A 20,739-nucleotide genomic window follows, 5' to 3' on the forward strand; every position below is an offset into this window, starting at 1 on the left:
GGGGGGGGTTGGGCGGCTCCGGCGGCCCGGGGGCCCCCCGGCGGGCCCCGGGGGGGGGGGGGCCGGGGGGCCCGCCCCGCCCCCCCCCCCCGCGCCGAGGGCCTCGGTGAACACCGCGACCGCCTCGTGCAGATCGTGCGGCCGGCCGGCCCGCTGGTACCGCAGGACGAGGGCGAGGCCCAGGTTGAGGCCGGCCGCGGCCGGACCCTTCGGGTCGCCGGGGGCGGCCCGGCGGAACAGGTCCACCACCTCGTCGCACTCCTCAGGGGTGCCGCCCTCCCGGTGCCGCAGCGCCAGCAGCGTCGCGCCCAGGGTGCTCAGGCAGTGCGCCGGATGCGGACTTCCGGCGGGGAGTTGGGCCAGCACGTCCCGTGCGATGCCGACCGCTTCGTACAGGTCCTCCGGGTCGTGCGCCCGCTGGTAGCGGTCCAGCAGCTGGATGCCCAGGTTGCTGAGCGCCGGAAGCCGGTCGGGGGAGTGGCCGGGGAGCGCCTTGACGGTGCGGTGGGCGAGCCGGAGCGCGGCTTCCGCGTCCGGGCCGGCGCCCGGCGCGCCGTCCCGTTCGCCGAGGGACAGCGCGTGGGTCAGATCGGCGATCCGGGCGCCGTACGCGGGGTCGTCCTCCGGAGTCGCGAGGACGGCGAGGCTGCCCGTGGCGACGGCCGTCGCGAGCAGCACGTCACGGCTCTGCACCGAGGCGCTCACCCGCTCGGCCAGGGCGTACAGACGCCGGTCGGCCTCCGTTGCGTCACGCGGCGGCCGGTGCTGCCGGCCATCGGCCGCGATCAGGGCCGCGGCGCACTGCGCGGACCACTCGGCGGCCCCGTCGGCGTCCGCCGGGTCGGGGCGATCCGCGGGGGCGGTGGCGGCGAAACCGGCTGCCAACTGCGGTGGCACGAGCCGGGGATCGGCCGCCCACACGGGGAAGAGCAGCGTTCCGGCCATGGCGCCGTGGACGCTTCCCCCGGCACCGGCGGTGGCCGACGCGCGGGCGATGCACAGCCATCCGGCCACGTGCCGGGCCTCCAGATCGGTCCTCGGGTCCACGGCCCGCAGCAGGGCCCGCAGTTCGGCGTCCGCGTCGGGGCCGAACACCACGCCCGGATCCACCCCCGTCTCCGCGGTGCCCGCTCGCGCCAAGCGGGCGCGGACGGCCCGTAAGTGCCGGTCCCGGTCGTCCCTCACCCTGTCGTCCCCCTGCGCTGTCGGCTCCGGCGGCTTGGCGACTCACTCTCCACTGTGCCCTTCGTAAGGCACACTTGGACCATGACCGTATCGCCCGGCGCCCCCGAACTCGTGCGACGGCAGGCGGCGTTGTGCGCCCTGCTCGGCTCCCGGGAGGAGATGCAGCAGCCCGGCGTGGGGGAGGCGGCCGAGCGTGCGCGGGACCTGCTGCGCGCGGGCGCGGGCCCCGAGGAGCTCGCGGTCTGCTTCGACGCCCTCGACCACGCCCTGCGCCGGGCCGGGTACGCGGGCGGACTGCTCGTCGCCTCCCGGGGGGTCGAGGTGCCCGGCGTGACCACGCACGTCAAGGTGGCCGTGTGCCCCGGTCCCGCGCGCTGCAGCCGTACGGAGCGGGCCCGCGACCTGCTGCCCGCCCCGCACTGCGCCGTCCACGATGTGCGCATGACCAAGGCGCGCCTGCGCCCCGACCGGTGACCGCGCCCGGTCCGCCGCTTCCATGAACCCACTCCTCGCCACCCTGGGCGGCAAGCTCACCGAGCGCTGGCTCAACCTGCTGGTGCTGCCCGGCGCCCTCTTCCTCGCCGTCGTGGCCGTCGGCAGCCGCCTCGGGCACCGTCACTGGCACGACGTCGACCGGCTGCGCGGCACGCTGGACGACCTCGCCGCCCGTCCCGCGCTCGACCGGACCGGCACGGCCGCGCTGCTGGTGGCCCTGGTCCTGCTCACCGCCGCCGCGGCGGCGCTCGCGGCGCAGTTCCTCGGCGGCGCGATCGAGCGGTACTGGCTGCGGTCCGGCCGCGACCGGCTCTCCCGCGCCCTGACCGCACGACGACGGCGCCGGTGGACCCTGAGGGACGCCAGGCTCGAGGAGGCGGTGGCCCGGACCGTCCCGGCGGGCGGGGGAGCGGACGGTGCGCTGACGGTCCCGGCGGCCGAGTGGGCACGTATCCAGGACCTCACCGAGGCCCGCGACCGCGTCGCGCCGCGCCCGCCGGTGCGGCCCTGCTGGTACGGCGACCGGATGCAGGCGGTGGCGGACCGCGTCGAGGACGCCTACGGCGTCGACCTCGCGGCGTTGTGGCCCCGGCTGTGGCTGATCCTCCCCGAACCCGCCGTTCGGCAGATCCAGTCGTCCCGCGACTCCTTCGGCGCCGCGGGACGGCTCGCGGCCTGGGCGGTCGGCTACGCCCTGGTCGCCTGCTGGTGGTGGCCGGCCGCGCCGGTCGCCGTCGCCTGCGCGGCCGTGTCCCGGGCACGGGCCCGGGCGGCGCTGGAGGCGCTGGCGGAACTCGTCGAGGCCGCCGTCGACGTCCACGGCAGGGAACTGGCCGCGCGGGTCGGCCTGCTGGCGCCGGAGTCGGCCGGGGTGCTGACCGCCGGCGCGGGCGACCGGATGTCGGAGCTGTTCCGCAAGGCCGGCTGACACCGTGGCGGGTACGGCCCCGGCCGCCGGGTCAGCCCAGACCGAGGACGCCCATGGTGTGCTCGGCCATGCGGCGCTCGCCCAGCGCGTTGGGGTGGACGGGGACCAGGTTCTGACCGAACAGGAGCGGTTCGATCCACCGGGTGCCGGGGGCCTTGCAGGCGTCGTGCCCCTCGGAGGCCCGGGCGAAGTCCACGTAGGTCACACCGGTCTCCTCGGCGGCCCGCTCGACGACCGCGTTGAGGTGCGTCTGGATGCTCCGCAGGTAGGGCACGTCACCGGAGGCGATCGGCAGCTTCAGGAAGCAGGACGGGTCGGCGGTGGCCGGCACGATCCACGGGTAACCCAGGGCCGCCACACGCGCGTTGGGCGCCTTCGCGCGGACGCTGCGCAGGGCCTCCTTGAGGGCGGGATAGGTGTTCGCCTCGATCTGGTCGTCGAAGGACGTGCCGTGCTTGTCCTTGCAGGGGCTGCCCTTGCCGCCGCTGAGCAGGCCCGCGGTGCCGCACGCCGTCACCGCGTTGATGAACGTGCCGTTGTCGTTGCCGCCGATGGTCAGCGTCACCAGGTCCGTGTCCGCGCCGAGCGCGTCCACCTGAGGGGCGACCCCCGGGTACTGGGACTGCGTGAAGTGCTTCGTCTCGGCGGCGCCGCAGGTGACGTCGTCGAGCCGGGCGCCCGTCCGGGAGGCGATGACGTGCGGGTAGTTCGCCGTGGAGCGCAGGCACAGCAGGTTCGTCGGGTCCACGGGCAGCACGCCGGAGCCGGCGCTGTAGCTGTCGCCGAGGGCGACGTAGTCGAGGGACGGCGCGGTGTCGGCGGCGGCGGCGGTGACGCTGAGGGCCAGCGTGCCGACCGCGGCTACTGTCGCGGTCATGACACGGCGCACGGCATGCTTCGGCATGTGCTCTCTCTTCTCGGGAGGGGGGCACGGGTGAGCGGGCGCGGTCGCGCCCGCGCAGGCGTGCTGATCGGTGAGAGTGCGGCGGCTCGAGCGAAGGACGGGCGACGGCCGTGCCGCGAGCGGGACGCGCACGCCGACGACCGCGGAGTACCGAACGCGAGTTACCGATCGGTTCTACCGTTAAGTAATGTGCCCGCGGCCCCGACACCGCGTCAACGTTGTTGACTGAACTTCTTGCAGCGGGCGCTCCGGTGCCCGTCGCCGTGCCCCTGCCGCCCAGCCCCCGCACCCGGAGCCGACCCCGTGATCCCGACCGAGTACGACCTGACCGACGCCGTGCACCGCGCGGCCCGCGCCGCCTTCACCGACCTGTTCCGGGAGAACCCCGGCCACCGGTTCTACTACTGCACCCTGGTCACCCCCGGCGAGGCGTACGGACCGGCGCTGTCCGCCTGGTCCGAGCAGGCCCTCGCCGAACAGGCGGCCCGTCACGACTGCCCGCCCCTCGACCTCAAGTGGTCCTACGCCGACTCCCCGTTCTGCTGCTGGGGCGAACGGCACCTCGAGCCGGTGCGCGACCTCTTCGCGGCCCGCGGCGAGCTCGCCGACCTGCCCGACGGCGAGGACGAGGCGGAGTTCGACCTGCGGCTGCGGGCGATGGAGACGGCCGTGGCACGCCTGGACGCGGAGGGACTCTTCGGCACGGGCACCGCCCGCCACGGTGTCGTCGTCGCCGTCGAGGTCGTCCCGCCGGACACGGGCAACGACGAGAGGACGCTGCGGCTCAACCCGCCCGAGGCCCTCACCGAATGGCTGGAGGAGGCCGCCGTCCTAGACGACGCCTGACGGCACCCGGGGAGCGCCCCGGCTGTTCTAAAGTGGCCTCCGCCAGTGCAGACTGCGGATCAGTGAGGTAGCCACCAACCATGCCGACCGAAACGTTTGAGTTCCAGGTAGAGGCGCGTCAGCTCCTTCAGCTGATGATCCACTCGGTCTACTCGAACAAGGACGTCTTCCTGCGCGAGCTCGTCTCCAACGCCTCCGACGCGCTGGACAAGCTGCGCCTGGCCGCCCTGCGGGACGACACGCTCGACGTCGATGTGACCGACCTGCACATCGACCTCGACATCGACAGCGGGGCCCGCACCCTCACCGTGCGGGACAACGGCATCGGAATGTCCTACGACGAGGTCACACGGCTCATCGGCACCATCGCCAACTCGGGCACGGCCGCGTTCCTCAAGGAACTGCGCGAGGCCGAGGACGGCGACGGGGGCGACGGGCTCATCGGGCAGTTCGGCGTCGGTTTCTACTCGGGTTTCATGGTGGCCGACGAGGTCACCCTGGTGACCCGGCGCGCCGGCGAGTCCCAGGGCACGCGCTGGTCCTCGCGCGGCGAGGGCACGTACACCCTGGAAACGGTCGACGACGCACCGCAGGGCACGTCCGTCACCCTCCACCTCAAGCCGGCGGACACCGAGAACCAGCTCCACGACTACACCTCCCCCTGGAAGGTGAAGGAGATCGTCAAGCGGTACTCGGACTTCATCACCTGGCCCATCCGCCTCGTCGGCGGGACCGGGGACGACGGCGAGCCCGAGACCCTCAACTCGATGAAGGCCCTGTGGGCGCGCCCGCGCGACGAGGTGTCCGACGACGAGTACCACGAGCTGTACAAGCACCTCGGCCACGACTGGCGGGAGCCGCTGGAGACGATCCGGCTCCAGGCGGAGGGCACCTTCGAGTACCAGGCCCTGCTCTTCGTCCCGTCCCACGCCCCGCACGACCTGTTCACCCAGGGACACCGGCGCGGCGTGCAGCTCTACGTCAAGCGCGTCTTCATCATGGACGACTGCGAGGAACTCCTCCCGCCCTACCTGCGCTTCGTCAAGGGCGTCGTCGACGCGCAGGACCTCTCGCTCAACGTCTCCCGCGAGATCCTCCAGCAGGACCGGCACATCCGCATGATCCAGCGCCGCCTGACCAAGAAGGTCCTGTCGACGGTCAAGGACATGATGACGTCCGCCCCGGACCGCTACGCCACGCTGTGGCGGGAGTTCGGCGCCGTCCTCAAGGAGGGTCTCATCACCGACCCCGACAACCGCGACGCGCTCCTCGCCGTCTGCTCGTTCGCGACCACGCACGACGCCGACACGCCGGTCACCCTGAAGCAGTACGTGGAGCGGATGAAGGACGGCCAGGACACCGTCTACTTCATGACGGGCGAGTCCCGGCAGGCCATGGAGGCCTCCCCGCACATGGAGGCCTTCCGGGCCAAGGGGGTCGAGGTCCTGCTGCTCACCGACCCGGTGGACGAGGTCTGGACCGACGCGGTGGGGGAGTTCGACGGCAAGCGGCTGCGTTCGGTGACCAAGGGCGAGATCGACCTCGACGGCGACCGGGAGGACGAGGCCGACGCGGAGAAGGACCGGCGGAGCGAGGAGTACGCCGGGCTGCTCGGCTGGATGACGGAGCACCTGGGCGAGGACGTCAAGGAGGTCCGCCTCTCCTCCCGCCTCACGGTCTCCCCGGCCTGCGTCGTCTCCGACGCCGACGACCTCACGCCCGCGCTGGAGAACATGTACCGGGCGATGGGCCAGGAGGTGCCCCGCGCCAAGCGCATCCTCGAACTCAACCCGGACCACGAGCTGGTGAAGGCCCTGAACCGGGCCCACACCGAGCGCGCGGACCGCACGGAGGTCACCGAGACCGCCGAACTCCTCCACGCCCTCGCCGTACTCGCCGAGGGCGGCCGGCCGCAGGACCCGGCCCGGTTCGTCAAGCTCGTGGCGGACCGCCTGGAGCGCACCCTGTAGGCCCGCTCGGGCGACGGCCGGGCGGGGCACCCCCGGCCGCCGCCCGCCTGCCGGGGCGGAGCTGAGAAGGTGAGCACATGCGTCTGTACGAAGAACGCCTCGGCGTCCCGAGAGCCGCCTCCTGGCTCGCCGCCCTGCTGAGCGTGATGGCCGCCGTCCTCCTGCTGCCCTTCGGGCCCGTCGCCGCCGTCACCGGGCTGCTGCTCGTGGCGGCCCTCACCGCCCTGGGGCTGCACGCCTACGGTGCCGCCGCCATCGTGGTGACGGACCGGCACCTGACGGCCGGACAGCTCCGCTTCCCGCTGACCGCGCTCGGGCTGGCGGAGATCCTCGACCCCGAGGAGGCGTTCCTGTGGCGCACCCGGCGGGCCGACGTACGCGCGAAGATGCTGCTGCGCAGTCACATCCCGACGGCCCTGCGCATCGAGATCGAGGACCCGGACAGTCCGGCGCCCTACGTGTACCTCTCCACCCGGCAGCCGGCCACCCTCCTCGCCGTGCTGTCCTTCGCCCGCCGCTGACCGCGGCGGGCGAGCGCCGGCGCCCCTCCCGGGCGACCCGGCGCGTCAGGGGATCTTCACCCAGTCGAGCGTGCGCTCCACCGCCCTCTTCCAGCCCGCGTAGCCCTCCGCACGCTGCTCGTCGGTCCACCCGGGTTCCCAGCGCCTGTCCTCGTGCCAGTGCGTGCGCAGCTCGTCGGTGTCCCGCCAGAACCCCGTGGCCAGCCCCGCCGCGTAGGCGGCGCCCAGCGCGGTGGTCTCGGCGACGACGGGACGGCTGACCGGGACGCCGAGGACGTCGGACTGGATCTGCATGCACAGGTCGTTGGCGGTGACGCCGCCGTCCACCTTGAGCACGTCGAGATGGACCCCGGAGTCCTGCTCCATGGCCTCCACGACGTCGCGGCTCTGGTAGCAGATGGCCTCCAGCGTGGCCCGGGCCAGGTGGGCGTTGTCGTTGTACCGGGCGAGACCGACGATGGCCCCGCGGGCGTCGGAACGCCAGTACGGTGCGAAGAGGCCGGAGAAGGCGGGCACGAAGTACATGCCGCCGTTGTCGTCGACGGTGCGGGCGAGGTCCTCGCTCTCGGCGGCGGTGTTGATGATCTTCATCTGGTCGCGCAGCCACTGCACGGCGGACCCGGTCACCGCGATGGAGCCTTCGAGGGCGTACACGACGGGCTCGTCGCCGAACCGGTAGGCCACCGTGGTGAGCAGACCGTGCTGGGAACGGACCAGTTCCGTGCCGGTGTTGAGCACCAGGAAGTTGCCGGTGCCGTAGGTGTTCTTGGCCTCACCGGGGCGGAAGCACACCTGCCCGACCGTGGCCGCCTGCTGGTCGCCGAGGACCCCGCCGATCGGAAGGGCCGTACGCAGCGGCCGGGTCGTCCGGGTCACCCCGTACGCCTCCGGGTGCGAGGAGGCGTTGATGGCCGGCAGCATCGCACGGGGGATGTCGAAGAAGCTCAGCAGCTCCTCGTCCCAGTCGAGCGTCTCCAGGTTCATCAGCATGGTGCGGCTGGCGTTGGTCACGTCGGTGGCGTGGATGCCGCCGTCGGGCCCGCCCGTCAGGTTCCACAGCACCCAGGCGTCGGTGTTGCCGAAGAGCGCGTGGCCCCGTTCCGCCGCTTCGCGTACGCCGTCGACGTTCTCCAGGATCCACTGGATCTTGCCGGCGGAGAAGTACGTCGCCGGAGGCAGCCCGGCCTTGCGCCGGATGACGTCGCCCCGGCCCGAGCGTTCCAGGTTCGCCGCGATCGTGTCGGTGCGCGTGTCCTGCCAGACGATGGCGTTGTAGTAGGGGCGGCCGTTGCGGGGGTCCCAGACCACAGTGGTCTCACGCTGGTTGGTGATGCCGATCGCCGCCAGGTCGGTCGCCGACAGACCGCCGTAGCGCAGCGCGTTCTGCATCACCGAGTTGGTGCGCTCCCAGATCTCCACCGGGTCGTGCTCCACCCACCCGGAACGCGGGAGGATCTGGGCGTGCTCCAGCTGGTGCTTCGCCACCTCGTTGCCACCGTGATCGAAGATCATGAATCGGGTGCTGGTGGTCCCCTGGTCCACCGCGCCGATGAAGTCCGCCATGATTCGCTGCCTCTCCAGCCGGTGTGGTCAGTCCGCGGGTGTCGGGACGCGTCCCGGGGGCTCGGGCTCGGCGGTCGGCAGGAAGCGGCCGACGAACACCTTGTACAGAGCCGCGCCCAGCAGGCCGCCGACCAGCGGGCCGACGATCGGCACCCAGAAGTAGAAGTTCCCGTACTGATCCCGCCAGGCTCCGCCGTACCCCGTGATGAAGCTGGCCAGCCGGGGGCCGAAGTCGCGGGCCGGGTTGATGGCGTACCCCGCGTCGGCACCCCACGCCATGCCGATCGCGACCACGACCAGACCGATGATGAACGGCGCCAGGTTCGCACCCGGCGGATTGTTCATCAGGTCGGTGAGGGCCATGATCAGCAACAGCAGGATGGCGGTGCCGATGACCTGGTCGCGGAACGCGCCCCACTCGTGGACCGGCAGCGCCGGATTGCCGTTGGCGGGCAGGGTGGAGAAGACGATCTGCGTCTTGGTTGTGTGCCCGGGGTCGGCCGCGGCCAGTGCCTCGCTGTAGTTCCAGCGGACCAGGAGGGCGGCCACGAACGCGCCGGCCGTCTGGGCCAGCACGTAGGGAAGCACTTTGCTCCACTGGAAGCCCCGGAACGCGGCGAGGGCCAGGGTCACCGCCGGGTTGAGGTGGGCGCCGCTGAGCCGTGCCGCCACGTAGACGCCCAGCGTGACGCCGAGGCCCCACGCCCAGGCGATGCTGTCGTGGTCACCGAGGCCGCCCGGCGGGTCCGTGAGTGCGCCGGCCGCGACGACCTGGGCCACCACGCCGCAGCCGAAGAGGATGAGGATCATCGTGCCGGCGAATTCGGCCGACAGTTCGCCGATCAATGCGGTCCGTTTGCTCCGCTCAGCCATGACAGCTCGCCTTCCGCCGGCTGGGCCGGCCGTCGATCACCCGAGCGACGTCAGTCACGCTAGGACCGATCACCGGCGAGCGCATGTCAGGCGCCACGGCGTCGGAGGCCGCGGACGGCGAACTCCCCCTCGTCCGTGCCGCTCAACGGGGCGGACGGGGCGGGGCGGACGGGTGACAGGGACTCACGCGCGCTGCTCCGTACGTGTGACGGACTGTTCGGTGACCGGAGGGCAACCTTGTGAGCGGGTTGTGAGTCTTCAGATCGATCACACCGTGATCGGACTCACGAGGAGACCATCATCAGCGCCATACGCAAGACCCTGACCGCCACCGCCGTCGTCGGTGCCGTTCTCGCGGGCTCCGCCGCCTGCGGCACGGTGGAGCAGCTCTCCGCCGGCAAGAAGCTCGATCAGGCCTTCGAGAAGCTCGGCAACAAGAAGACCCTCTCCTTCGAGCTCGACCTGGACACCGACGTCGCGTCGCTGAAGGCGCTGGACGCCGCCTCCGAGCCCGCGCCCGACGAGGCGATCCCGGACGAGGCCGCCGAGCTGATCAGCGACGCGAAGATCACGGTCACCGTGCAGTCGAAGAAGCCGCTCGCCGAGTCGGGTGAGAAGGACATCGTCGGCATGGCCATGAAGATCGGCCACCCGGACGGCGACCTCGCGGAGTACCGCGTGATCGGCGACTACACCTACGTCCGTGCCGACGTCGACACCATCGGCAGGATGATGGGCAGCCCCATGCCGGCCGCCGAGGACCTGCCCCCGGAGGCCGGGGCCATGGGAGACGTCCTCGAGGGCAAGTGGGTGAAGTTCAACACCAAGGAGATGCAGGAGGCCGCCCTGGAGGGCGAGGAGGAGCAGGGCGCCCCCGCTCCCGAGCCGACGCTGGACGCCAAGACGCAGCAGAAGCTCGTCAAGGCCCTGCGCGGGGTCATCGCCCGCGAGGTGGACTTCAAGACGGCCGACGGGAAGAACGGCACCGAGCACGTCACCGCCACGGCGCCGTTCCGCACGCTGATCACCGAGCTGTTCGACGAGCTCCGGCCGCTGGCGAAGGACCTGCCTCCGGGCATGGACCTGCCGACGGACAAGGACCTGAAGGACGCCCCCGACACCGACGTGACGGCGGACTTCACGCTCAAGAACGGTGAGCTCACCGAGGTGGACCTGGACCTCGCCGGGCTGGCCGAGAACGCCAAGGTCAAGAAGCTGGGACTGACGCTCCGGATGAGCGACGGCACCAAGCCCACCGCCCCGGCCGGTGCCACCGAGCTGAACCTGCCGGAGCTCATGGAGGGCTTCTTCGGCGGCCCGGGGATGGACGACAAGGAGTTCGCCGAGAGCGGCCTCGCCGACCCGGACTTCCCGGAGGACGAGTTCTGACCCCGGACCGCCCCGGCAAGGGCGCCGTGCGCCCCGCCGGGGCGGGCCGGACGCCGGTCAGCGGGTCGTGGTGACCCGGTGCTCCTTCAGCGCCGCGCAGTTGGAGCCGGTCACCTGCACGGACACGCCGCCGATGCTGCCGCCCCAGTCGACGCAGTGGCCCTTGCCGTAGGCGTAGACCGGGCCCGCGTACGAGGTGTACGCCCCGAAGTCCCCGTCACCCTGGTCGGTGTCGGGGACGTACAGGTACGCCGACATGTCCACGGCCGTGCCCACCGACTTGCGGATGGTCACGACACAGTTGTTGCCGTTGGAGGCGTTGTAGGTCAGGTAGAGGGTCCCCCTGGAGCCGATGGGCGCGGAGTTGACGGTCTTGTAGGCGCTGCCGCAGACGGTCTGCGGGGTGACGCTCGCCGCGGCGGAGGCGGGCGCGGCCAGGGCGGTGGTGCCGCCGACCGACACCGCCACCAGTGCGGCCGCGGCGAGCTTCGAGCGGGTTGAGATCATTTTTCCCCCTTGTGCGGTCTTGGACCCGGTTGGTGCTCCTGCCTGGTGTGACCCGTCACGTACAGGAATGGTTGTGTCGCTGTCGCCGGGAATTTCCGGCAACCGGCGCAGAGGGGGGGCGCACTGACACCCCGTCGGGCTACCGGCGCCGGTCGCAGGCGCCTTGACGAGGCGGGCGGCGTGAGCCGGTCCCGAACGCGCACCCCACCGCGAGAGGTGAGGGGCCGTCACCCGGCGCGCCCGCGGGGAAATCGCACGCCCCATCGACGTGCGACCGGTATCGCTGCTAAACCTGCACCACCCGCACCACCTGCACCCACCGTTCAAGGAGGAGCATGTGAGAGCCCGTAGCGCGGCCACCCGGACCGCCTCGGCCCTTGCCGCCGCCCTGGCGCTGACCGCCGGACTGGCCGGCCCCGCCGTCGCGGCGCACGGCACGGAGGCCCGACCGGCCACCGCACCACGGTCCCTGACGGGATCGGTGGCCACCGCGACCGACCCCGTCACCCACCAGGAGAACGACCGCGTCCCCGAGGGCTCGGTCTGGACCCAGCACTACTTCCCGTCCTCGGACGGATCCGGCACCCAGCTGCACGCCGACGTCCTGCTGCCCGAGCGGACGGCCGGGCGGAAGAACGCGAAGGTGCCGGTCATCCTGTCCGTCGGCCCCTACTTCTCGCACTCCGGGCAGACCGGCCCGGAGGGCTGGTCCCGCACCGGCCCCTCGTCCCGCTTCCAGGACTTCATCGAGGGCACCGACCTGTTCGCCCGGGGATACGCCTTCGTCATGGTGGACCTGCGCGGCTTCGGCGGCTCGACCGGTTGCCTCGACTGGGGCGGGCCCGGCGAGCAGGCCGACGTCCGGGCCGCGGTCGACTGGGCCGCCGAGCAGCCGTGGTCCACCGGCGCCGTGGGCATGTACGGCAAGTCGTACGACGCCGTCACGGGCCTCATCGGCAACAACCTGGACCAGCGGGCCCTCAAGGCCGTCGTCGCCCAGGAACCGCTGTGGGACATGTACCAGTACATCTACTCCAACGGCGTGCCCCGCCCGAACGTGACCGGCACCGCCGGGGCGTACAACTCCATCGCCACCATGCCTCCGATGGCGGACGACGACCCGCGCTACCAGGCCAACGCCCGGTACGAGGAGACCCATCCGGAGTGCCTGACGGAGAACTCGGCCGGCTACCGGATATCCGACCAGCGGGACCCGTACTGGACCTCCCGCGACCTGGCGAGGATGGCCAGAGGGAGCGACACCCCGCTCTTCGTGACCCAGGGCTTCATCGAGAACAACACCAAGCCCGAGGAGATGGAGGAGTACCTCCGCAACCACAAGGGCCCCGAGCGCGGCTGGCTCGGCCAGTGGGACCACGTGCGCGGAGGCGACCGCGTCGGTGACGGACGCCTGGCGATGGGCCGCGAGGGCTGGTACGAGGAGACCTTGTCCTTCTACGACCAGTACCTCAAGGGCGTCCGGCCGTCCGTCCGTTACCCGGCCTACGCGGTCGAGGACTCCACCGGCGCCTGGCGCGCCCAGCGCACCTGGCCCGTGACGGAGCGGACGGTCACCCTACCGCTCGGCGGCGGCTCCTACGTGGACGACGGCGGCGCCTCCGCCCGAGCCGCGCTGACCGCCTCCGGCGGGCCGGCCCCGCAGCCGCCCGCGCAGCCGTCCGGCACCTGGGACATGGAGAACGCGCCCGCGACCGAGCAGGCCCCGCCGCGAGGAGTGGCGAAGGAACTGGCGAAGCGTCAGCAGGCCGGCGCGGTCACCTCCAGCTTCTTCGTCTGGTCGAAGCCGCTGAAGAAGGACGTGCGCGTCACCGGCACCCCCCAGGTGTCGCTGACCGCGAAGGGCGAGGGCAACGTGATGCTCAAGCTGTACGACGTCGCCCCGGACGGCACCGCCGTCATGTTCGACGAACAGGTCTCCCTGGTGGACTCGGGCCGGTTGACCGTCGATCTGAAGGCGACCGACTGGACGCTGTCATCGGGGCACGTCCTGGCGGTGGAGATCGGTTCGATCCGGACGGGTTCGTGGCGTGACACACCGTCGGGCGAGACCATCCAGGTCAAGGGCGCGAAGCTCAGGCTGGCCCTGGACAACCCGGCCGACGACGTGCCCACCGCCGGGGACCGCTCACCGTTCCTGGACACGTATCTCCGCCAGTACACGGTGAACCTGCCGGCCGGACCGGCGACGTTCACGGTGGTCCCGGGCGACCGCCTCTGACCCCTGGCCGGCCCCGGCGGCGAGACGGCCGGGGCCGGCCCTCGCCCCGGGGCCGGCCCGGAAGCCCCCGGCGGACCGCGCCGGGGGCGGGCCGGGTCAGCTCCGGTCGGCGGGCCGCTCACCCGGGGGATAGCCCGTCGGCAGGTCCGCCGGCGTGCCGTACACCCGCATCTCCGCGGCCGCGGCGAACGGCTGCCCGTTGAGCGCGTCCAGGGCCGTGAACCGTACGTGCGTGGCCCGGACCCGGTCGAAGGAGACGCGCTGCATCTGCGGCACGTCCTTCAGCGTGCCCTTGGCCACCGTCCTCCACTGCGCGCCGTCCTCCGACACGGCGACCTCGTAGCCGCCGACGCGGCCGTTCTGACCGCCGCTCTGCCGGTTCAGGTAGCCGAAGCCGTCCACGTCCGCCGCGCCGCCGAGTCGCAGCGTCACCCAGTGCGGGTAGGGCGCGGGGGCGTTGCTGTAGTCGGTGTGCCAGATGGTTCCCGGGTCGCCGTCGAGGACGTTGGACACGGGGCCCTCCCCGGCACCGGAGGAGCCGTTCTCCGAGTCGGCGGTGGCGGTCATCGAGCCGGGGGAGAGCAACGGCTCGGTGGTCACCGCGGCCCGGGCGTCCGCCGTGACGGTCTTGGTGGCCCCGGCATGGGCGTAGGTGGCGCTCGCCTGCCAGGAGGCGGTGGTGCCGGCCGCGCTGGCGGGCGGGGTCAGGAGCCAGGTGGTGCGCACGGCGGCGCCCGGCTTCACGGTCTCGAAGAGGTTGCCGTCCTCCTTGTCGACCTCGGCCTTCCAGCCCTCGGGCAGCCCCCGCAGCGCCATGCCGACGTTCACGACGTCGGTGGACTCGTTGTTGGTGAAGGTGGTGACGAACTGCCCCGGCACGCCGGGGCTCAGCTCGGCACCGGCCGGCACGCCCACGTTCGCGCAGGCGGCCCCGGCACCGGCCTCGCCCAGATCGGTCACGGTGAAGTCGTCGACGACAAGGTCCGTGCCGCCGGCACCGCCGAGCTTGCGCAGCCCGACCCAGGAGTCCCCGCAGCCCGCGACGAACTCGCGGGAGTACGTCGCCGTGTCCAGGGCGGGCTCCAGCACGTCGCGGCTGATGTCCCGGGAGGACGTCCGCCCGTCCGCGACCCGGTCCGCGCCGGTGACCCAGGCCCACTGGCCCTCGATGTTGGTCTGGTACGCGAACGAGACCCGGTACCTGTGGCCCTCCTCGAACGGCACCGTGGCCGGAGTCGTGCGGTACACCAGCCCGGTGTTCTCCGCGTGGGACTTCAGCGAGTGCCGCCCGGCGAGGACGTCGTCGACCGCCTTGCCCTTCAACGTGCCGCTGTCGTAGGGGGAGTAGGTGTTCTTCCACGCCTTCTGGCTGTACGGCGCGTGCAGGTCGCTGATGCTCGTGCGGGCGTCGGTGACGCCGCCGGCGTCGCCCTTCACGAACGGACCCCAGCCGGGCTGGTTGCCCTCGAAGTCGTCATGGGCGACGACGGTGCCGTCCTCGGCGCGGGGGAGCGGCACGGTGGTGTCCGCCATCACGCGTACGTCGTCCAGCACGACCGCCGCCCCGCCGGCACCGGCGCCGAGTTCCACGGTGACCTTGCCGCCACGCGGTGCCGTGAACGCGACGGCGGCCCGCTGGGAGTAGGTGTCGCGCTTCTCGTCGGCCGCCGTCCAGTTGCGTGCCGGGGTGATGTCGAAGGTGTTCACCGCCTCGTCGGCGGCGCCGCGTACCCGGAGGGTGGTGCCGCGTCGTTCGCCGGGCCCGATCTCGACGTCGGCGCTGAGCGTGTACCGCTTGCCCGGGACCAGGCCGGAGACCCGCTGGGAGACGGCGGAGGCGCCGCTGCCGAGGCGGGCGACGTTGTCGCCGTTGCCGGCCCGGGCGACCTCGGCGCCGCCGCTCGGGTTCCAGGCGTCCAGGTCGCCGCCGTTGAAGCCGGGGTCGGTCAGTCCGGTGAACTCGCCGTAGTCCGCGTCCCGGTGGGGCGCCTTGCCGCCGTTCGGCACCAGCACGTAGGGCCAGCCCTTCTCGCCGGTCAGCGTCACCTTCCCGCCCGTGGCCTTCACCCGGGCCTTCTCCACCCGGCCCTGGTCGGTGAGGGCGTACAGGGTGAAGTTCCTGTTCCCGGCGAACTGGCCGGTCAGGTCGAAGGTGTGGGTGCCGCCGGAGGCGCTGAAGAAGTACATCTTGTCGGCGTCGCCCGGCGAGGACGTGCCGTTGCCCTTCCGGGCGTCGCCCCACGGCAGCAGGTAGGTGTCGCCGTCGAGCACGACCGAGTCGCCCATGGAGATCCGGCGCCGGCCGTCCACGGCCTCGACGCGCACGCCGTCGGAGAGCGTCGCCGACCTGCCGCGGTCCCAGTCCATCACCTGGTAGTGCTGGAGGAACTTGGTGGGCAGGTTGTCGGTCCAGATGTTGCGGTAGAAGGCGTTCCAGTCGTCGTGACCGGTCCATCCCTCGAACTCGACGACGCTGGCGCCGCCGAGCAGCGGGTCGACGTTCCACACGTCACGGTCGGAGTTGGCGATGAACCGGACGATGTCGGAGTTGATGCCCTTGTTGGTGGCGCCGCCGTAGTTCTTGTCGGCCGCCCAGTGGGACCACAGCGACGAGCCCTCGAACTTGTACGACCACTCGGTGGCGACCTCGAAGCCCATCCTGCGCAAGCCGGCGGCCAGTCCGTCGGCCAGCCAGCCGCTGGAGTAGTAGGCGTCGATGTAGACCGTCCGGATCTGCGGGGCCTCCTTGCGCAGTTGCGCGAAGCGGTCCAGGACGGCGCCGGTGCCGAGGTCCTTGCGCTGGTCGATGTGGTAGGCCTGGTTGAGCCAGTCCCACCCGTTCGGCTGCCCGGCGACCAGCTCCTCGCTGAAGTTCTTCGCCTGCGCGTACGCCTCGGTGGCGTTGACGTGCACGGCGAAGTCCGCGTTGTAGCCGGCGCCGGTCCCGGTGAGCCGGTTGAGGTCCTTCAGGCCGCCCGCGCGTACGTTCTCGTTTCCGCCGTAGTCGGGGTGCGCCGAGTCGTGGCCCTCGCTCGCGTAGCCCTTCTCCAGCACCCACTGCCCGAGGTTGTCGGTGGCCATGGAGACGCGCTTGGTGTTGTCCAGCGTCTTCAGGAACGGATTGGTGGCCTGGCTCGCGAAGTTGAAGGGGATCCGCTGCACCACCCGCTCGGGCACCCGGTCCGCGCCCAGCGGGCGCCGCATGTGCTCCCGGTGGGCGATGGCGCCGTCCTGCCAGTCGACCGTGCCGTCGCCGTTGGCGTCCGCTGCCAGGACCACGGTCGCCCGGGGCAGCTCGTAGGTGCCGACCCGGGAGTCGGTCGCGCCCTGCGGGTGGTGGGTGTAGGTGCCGACGGACAGCTCCGCCCGGCGCCCGCCGTCGCCGGTGTCGACGATGCGGGACTGCAGGCGGGTGTTCCAGTTGGTGTTGTCGTTCTGCGGCGAGTCCTCCGTCGCGTTGGTGACGATGCCCGCGGACAGCTGGGCGTTGCCGACGAACGCGTACGGGGTGCCGACGGGTTCCTTGTCCGGGACGGTGCCGGCGGTGATCGGAACGAAGTGGTCGGCGGTCGTCGTCGAGTCCGTGGAGATCTTCGTCCGCGCGAGGTTGGCGCCCGGGGCGGAGGAGTCGACGGAGACGAGGGACTGACCGGGGATCGCGAGGGTCCGCACGGTCGATGCGGCCGCCCCGGAGATCTTCTCCACGGCGAAGACGACCGTGTGGTCCTCGGTCACCGTGAGGGCCGAGGTGATGGTGAGGCCCGGGAGGTCCGCGAACGTGGAGGTGTAGGTGGCCCTGCTCCCGTCCGCCTTCATGGTGGTCGTCGCCCGGTGCGGGGTGCCGTTGACGGTGAAGGTGTCGAGGACGGACGCCTGTCCGCCGAGGGTGCGTGTGCCCAGCCGGTAGGCGATGACCTGCGGGAACTCCTCGGCGACCGTGACGGTCAGTCCGCCCCGGCTCAACTGGACCGGCGTGGCCGCCGACGCGGGGGCGGGCAGGGCCCGGGGCGGCGCCGCCCCGGCGGGCATGGCCGCGGCCGACAGCATGCCCACGCACAGGCTCAGGGCCGCGGCCACGGCGCCGGGCCGCGGGCCGCGTCTGCGCCCGGGCGGGCGGGACGACGGGGACGTCATGTTTTCCACCTGGTACTTCCTCCTCGGATTCGGATGAGGGACGGGAGACGGCGGGGGAGGGTCAGAAGGTCTCGACGTACTCCTCGGGGGGACCCAGTTCGGGCCCCTTCCGCAGCTCGATCCGGTCGCCCAGCCGCTCGAGCTCCAGCAGGGTGAGGGTGTTCTCGCCGGGCACGAGCAGGGGTGCGGGCACGTAGAGCGTGTGCTGCGGGCCGACCTCCCAGTAGCGGCCGAGCAGGGTGCCGTTGACCCACACGAAGCCCTTGACGAAGCCGGGGAACGCGACGAAGGCGTCGGCGGGCTCGGGGACCGTGAACCGTGCCGTGGCGAATCCCGCGCGGCCGTCCGGTCCGGCGGCCGACGCGGCGCGCGCCAGGTCCTCGGGCGTCCACGTGTCGAGCGGCAGCCGGTGCATGGTCCAGCCGTGCACGAGCCGCCGGCCGACCGAGACACCGCCGAGGATGCCCTTGTGCCCGCCGAGCAGCGGACCGTAGTTCACGCGCCCCTGGTTCTCCACCAGCAGCTCCAGCAGCGCCCGTTCACCGCGGCCGGTGATGTCGAGCGACGCCGTCTCGCGGTCGAGGACGCCGAGCGGTGCGCCGTCCAGGAAGACCTGGGCCCGGTCGTGGAGCCCGGAGACCGTGAGGGTGTGACGGCCGCCGGGCAGCAGCGGCTCGGCGCGGTAGAGGACGAGACCGGACGCCTGCTCCAGCTCCTCGAAGCTCAGCGGATGCGGGGAGGCCACCGGCTCGGACGCGGCGCGCAGCGAATCGAGCAGACCGGCCTCGGCGTGCACGGGGACCGTGCGGGGGGCCAGCAGGGCCGGCTCGGGCGGCAGCGGGCGGGCCGGCGCCCCCGTGGCGGCGAGCAGCCGCTCGCGGAAGGCGTGGAACTTCGGGGTCGTCGCGCCGTGTTCGGCGATCGGCGCGTCGGAGTCGTAGCTGGTCACCGTCGGCTGGACAGCGCCGCCGTCGTGGTTGGCACCGGCCCACAGACCGAAGTTGGTGCCGCCGTGCGCCATGTAGAAGCTGACCGAGCCGTCGGCGTCCAGGATGTCGTCGAGCGTCCGGGTCGCGCTCTCCACGGACCGGACGTGGTGCTTCTCGCCCCAGTGGTCGAACCAGCCGTTCCAGAACTCGGCGCACACGAACGGCTCGTCGCGGCGGCGCGCACGCAGCAGCTCGGCCGCCTCGCGGGCGTGGGAGCCGAACGTCGCGGCCGCCAGGTGCCCCGGCAGGCCGCCGCCGTCCTGCATCAGCTCGGTGGGGCCGTCGGCCGTGTAGAGCAGCTCCGTGACACCCCGTTCCACGAGGGCGTCCCGCACCCAGCGGACGTAGCCCCGGTCGTCGCCGTAACTGCCGTACTCGTTCTCGATCTGGACGGCGACCACCGGCCCGCCCCGCCCCGCCTGCAACGCGGCGAGGCGCGGGATCAGCTGGTCGAACCAGCGCGCGACCTCCGCGAGGTACGGCGGGTGGGAGGAGCGCAGCCGCATGCCGGGACGGCCGGTCAGCCAGACCGGCAGCCCGCCGTTGTCCCACTCGGCGCAGATGTACGGGCCCGGCCGCACGATCACGTCCAGGCCGGTCTCCTGGGCCGTCCGGACGAACCGCTCGACGTCGTGTCCACCGGTGAAGCGGTACTGCCCCGGCCGCGGCTCGTGGAAGTTCCACGGGACGTAGGTGTCGACGGTGTTGAGCCCCATGGCCGCGACCCGCTCCAGCCGGTCCGCCCACTGGCCGGGGTGGACGCGGAAGTAGTGGAGTGACCCGGCCAGCACCCGGTGCGGGCGCCCGGCCCGCAGGAGCGTCCCCCGCGGATGGGTCAGGACGGGCCCCGGCGCGGACGAGGGATCCCCGGACGGCGTACCGCACGCCCGGCCGTCCGTCGTCCGGCCCTCCGCGGGACCCGATGTTATCGATGACACGCTGCTCTCCCTCTCGGCCGTGGCAGGCACGCTGGCGGGAACTATGGCAGACGTTGTTATCGATGCCAATAGTGTGGGTGTGCATAGACTGTGCCCGACAGCGGTACCTGCGACGACGCGGCCGAAGCCGCGGTTCTTGTGGAGAAGCGGACGATGGCAGCGGAAACACCGGAAGCCGGTGGGGCACTCACACGGGGACGTGCGGCGGGCGACGGCACCGCACGCCAGCCCGGCATGACCGACGTGGCCCGGCTCGCCGGCGTGTCCGCGCAGACGGTGTCCCGGACGCTGGCCGGCCATCCCAACGTCAAGGCGAAGACCCGCGCCAAGGTGCTCGCCGCCGTCGAGCAGCTCGGCTACCGCAAGAACAACGCGGCACGCGTGCTGTCCTCGGGGCGCAGCCGGACGCTCGGCGTCGTGACCCTCCAGACCAACTTCTACTCGCGCACCAACCTGACCTTCGGCATCGAGACGGCGGCACGGAAGGCCGGCTACACGGTCAGCACCGCGACCACCGCGTCGCTGGACACGGCCGCGATCGAGGACGCCCTGTCCCGCCTGGCGGAACAGGGCGTCGAGGGGGTCATCCTGTCCGTTCCGCTGGTCCACGTCAGTCCGCGGATCGAGCAGCTCACCGGCGCGGTGCCGACCGTCACCGTGGACGGGTCGCGGACCCCGGCGACGGAGGTCGTCGCCGTCGACCAGACCCTCGCGGCCCGGCTGGCGACCCGGCACCTGATCGAGCTCGGGCACCGCGGCGTGTGGCATGTCGCCGGGCCGAAGGAGTGGCTCGACGCCGCGAGCCGCTGCGCCGGCTGGCGCGACACCCTGGAGGCCGCGGGCCTGACCGCGCCACCCGTGCTGGAGGGCGACTGGACACCCGAGTCCGGTTACCGCAACGGGCTGATCCTGGGCAAGATCCCCGACGCCACCGCCGTGTTCGTGGCGAGCGACGAGATGGCCTTCGGCGTGATCCGCGCCCTGCACGAGCTCGGCAGGCGGGTGCCCGAGGACATCTCCGTCGTCGGCGTGGACGACATCGCGCTGGCCGAGTACTGCTCACCCTCGCTGACCACGGTCGCCCAACCGTTCACGGAGATGGGCGCGCTGGCGGTCGCCCACCTGCTGCGGCACATCGCGGACCCGGACGCCGCGCCCGAGCCGGCGTCCGTCGAGCCGGCGCTGGTCGTGCGTGCCAGCACGGCACCGCCGCCCCCGCTCCGGGCGGACCGGCCCCCGGCCTCCTAGCGAGTCCGGG

14 protein-coding genes and 1 pseudogene are annotated in these 20,739 nt (G+C 72.4%); 8 read left to right on the forward strand and 7 right to left on the reverse strand.

All coding sequences use genetic code 11. The features are described from left to right. A pseudogene (locus ACFWJB_RS18350) lies at positions 1-1,110 on the reverse strand (CHAT domain-containing protein); the annotation flags it as partial. A gap of 156 nt (positions 1,111-1,266) precedes the next feature. Between ACFWJB_RS18350 and ACFWJB_RS18355 the strand changes: the two are divergent. Together ACFWJB_RS18355 and ACFWJB_RS18360 are read left to right on the forward strand one after the other, a co-directional pair. Then, positions 1,267-1,659, forward strand: coding sequence for a hypothetical protein (locus ACFWJB_RS18355; RefSeq protein WP_385468445.1), 393 nt, complete (start codon positions 1,267-1,269; stop codon positions 1,657-1,659). Positions 1,660-1,681: 22 nt separating this feature from the next. Continuing rightward, complete coding sequence (locus tag ACFWJB_RS18360; protein WP_385468448.1) at positions 1,682-2,608, forward strand: hypothetical protein; 927 nt, start codon at positions 1,682-1,684, stop codon at positions 2,606-2,608. 31 nt (positions 2,609-2,639) lie between these two features. Here the strand turns inward: ACFWJB_RS18360 and ACFWJB_RS18365 are convergent, their stop codons facing one another. Beyond that, positions 2,640-3,512 carry an SGNH/GDSL hydrolase family protein gene (locus ACFWJB_RS18365; RefSeq protein WP_385468451.1) on the reverse strand — a complete coding sequence of 291 codons (873 nt, stop codon included), beginning with the start codon at positions 3,510-3,512 and terminating at the stop codon, positions 2,640-2,642. Between the two features lie 303 nt (positions 3,513-3,815). Between ACFWJB_RS18365 and ACFWJB_RS18370 the strand changes: the two genes are divergently transcribed. The 3 genes from ACFWJB_RS18370 (at position 3,816) to ACFWJB_RS18380 (ending at position 6,849) form a co-directional block, all read left to right on the forward strand. Then, positions 3,816-4,358 carry a DUF4303 domain-containing protein gene (locus tag ACFWJB_RS18370; RefSeq protein WP_385468454.1) on the forward strand — a complete coding sequence of 181 codons (543 nt, stop codon included), beginning with the start codon at positions 3,816-3,818 and terminating at the stop codon, positions 4,356-4,358. An 80-nt stretch (positions 4,359-4,438) separates the two neighbouring features. Further along, positions 4,439-6,328 (forward strand): molecular chaperone HtpG, encoded by a 1,890-nt coding sequence (gene htpG, locus ACFWJB_RS18375; protein WP_386923319.1) that lies wholly within the window; start codon positions 4,439-4,441, stop codon positions 6,326-6,328. A 77-nt stretch (positions 6,329-6,405) separates the two neighbouring features. Continuing rightward, complete coding sequence (locus tag ACFWJB_RS18380; protein WP_386923321.1) at positions 6,406-6,849, forward strand: DUF3093 domain-containing protein; 444 nt, start codon at positions 6,406-6,408, stop codon at positions 6,847-6,849. A gap of 45 nt (positions 6,850-6,894) precedes the next feature. On the opposite strand, the gene glpK is transcribed toward ACFWJB_RS18380, so the two are convergent. After that, positions 6,895-8,412, reverse strand: coding sequence for a glycerol kinase GlpK (gene glpK, locus ACFWJB_RS18385; RefSeq protein ID WP_385468462.1), 1,518 nt, complete (start codon positions 8,410-8,412; stop codon positions 6,895-6,897). 27 nt (positions 8,413-8,439) lie between these two features. Further along, positions 8,440-9,285: an MIP/aquaporin family protein gene (locus tag ACFWJB_RS18390; RefSeq protein WP_385468465.1), complete on the reverse strand. Its 846-nt coding sequence runs from the start codon at positions 9,283-9,285 to the stop codon at positions 8,440-8,442. 378 nt (positions 9,286-9,663) lie between these two features. Between ACFWJB_RS18390 and ACFWJB_RS18395 the strand changes: the two genes are divergently transcribed. Continuing rightward, positions 9,664-10,674 (forward strand): hypothetical protein, encoded by a 1,011-nt coding sequence (locus ACFWJB_RS18395; RefSeq protein ID WP_385468468.1) that lies wholly within the window; start codon positions 9,664-9,666, stop codon positions 10,672-10,674. Between the two features lie 57 nt (positions 10,675-10,731). Here the strand turns inward: ACFWJB_RS18395 and ACFWJB_RS18400 are convergent, their stop codons facing one another. Next, the gene (locus ACFWJB_RS18400) at positions 10,732-11,181 is read right to left on the reverse strand and encodes a spore-associated protein (RefSeq protein WP_386923324.1); all 450 of its coding nucleotides are present in this window, start codon (positions 11,179-11,181) and stop codon (positions 10,732-10,734) included. Between the two features lie 337 nt (positions 11,182-11,518). Here ACFWJB_RS18400 and ACFWJB_RS18405 point away from each other — a divergent pair, with 337 nt between their 5' ends. Continuing rightward, positions 11,519-13,420 (forward strand): CocE/NonD family hydrolase, encoded by a 1,902-nt coding sequence (locus tag ACFWJB_RS18405; RefSeq protein ID WP_386923326.1) that lies wholly within the window; start codon positions 11,519-11,521, stop codon positions 13,418-13,420. A 96-nt stretch (positions 13,421-13,516) separates the two neighbouring features. Here the strand turns inward: ACFWJB_RS18405 and ACFWJB_RS18410 are convergent, their stop codons facing one another. Both ACFWJB_RS18410 and ACFWJB_RS18415 read right to left on the reverse strand, forming a co-directional pair. After that, a complete protein-coding gene (locus tag ACFWJB_RS18410) occupies positions 13,517-17,554 on the reverse strand; it encodes an endo-alpha-N-acetylgalactosaminidase family protein (RefSeq protein ID WP_386923328.1) in 4,038 nt (1,345 codons plus the stop codon). Positions 17,555-17,615: 61 nt separating this feature from the next. Beyond that, positions 17,616-19,382 carry a beta-galactosidase family protein gene (locus ACFWJB_RS18415; RefSeq protein WP_386923442.1) on the reverse strand — a complete coding sequence of 589 codons (1,767 nt, stop codon included), beginning with the start codon at positions 19,380-19,382 and terminating at the stop codon, positions 17,616-17,618. A 333-nt stretch (positions 19,383-19,715) separates the two neighbouring features. On the opposite strand from ACFWJB_RS18415, the gene ACFWJB_RS18420 reads away from it, so the two are divergent. After that, a complete protein-coding gene (locus tag ACFWJB_RS18420) occupies positions 19,716-20,729 on the forward strand; it encodes a LacI family DNA-binding transcriptional regulator (protein ID WP_386923329.1) in 1,014 nt (337 codons plus the stop codon). Positions 20,730-20,739 lie beyond the last annotated feature (10 nt).

Origin of the sequence: Streptomyces sp. NPDC127100 (assembly GCF_042724095.1) — a bacterium.
Taxonomy (GTDB): Bacteria; Actinomycetota; Actinomycetes; order Streptomycetales; family Streptomycetaceae; genus Streptomyces.

Bases quoted from the DNA above. Each gene is read 5' to 3' on its own strand.
- ACFWJB_RS18355 (WP_385468445.1), top strand. From the start codon at position 1,267: ATGACCGTATCGCCCGGCGCCCCCGAACTCGTGCGACGGCAGGCGGCG.
- ACFWJB_RS18360 (WP_385468448.1), top strand. From the start codon at position 1,682: ATGAACCCACTCCTCGCCACCCTGGGCGGCAAGCTCACCGAGCGCTGG.
- ACFWJB_RS18365 (WP_385468451.1), bottom strand. From the start codon at position 3,512: ATGCCGAAGCATGCCGTGCGCCGTGTCATGACCGCGACAGTAGCCGCG.
- htpG (WP_386923319.1), top strand. From the start codon at position 4,439: ATGCCGACCGAAACGTTTGAGTTCCAGGTAGAGGCGCGTCAGCTCCTT.
- ACFWJB_RS18380 (WP_386923321.1), top strand. From the start codon at position 6,406: ATGCGTCTGTACGAAGAACGCCTCGGCGTCCCGAGAGCCGCCTCCTGG.
- glpK (WP_385468462.1), bottom strand. From the start codon at position 8,412: ATGGCGGACTTCATCGGCGCGGTGGACCAGGGGACCACCAGCACCCGA.
- ACFWJB_RS18390 (WP_385468465.1), bottom strand. From the start codon at position 9,285: ATGGCTGAGCGGAGCAAACGGACCGCATTGATCGGCGAACTGTCGGCC.
- ACFWJB_RS18400 (WP_386923324.1), bottom strand. From the start codon at position 11,181: ATGATCTCAACCCGCTCGAAGCTCGCCGCGGCCGCACTGGTGGCGGTG.
- ACFWJB_RS18410 (WP_386923328.1), bottom strand. From the start codon at position 17,554: ATGACGTCCCCGTCGTCCCGCCCGCCCGGGCGCAGACGCGGCCCGCGG.
- ACFWJB_RS18420 (WP_386923329.1), top strand. From the start codon at position 19,716: ATGACCGACGTGGCCCGGCTCGCCGGCGTGTCCGCGCAGACGGTGTCC.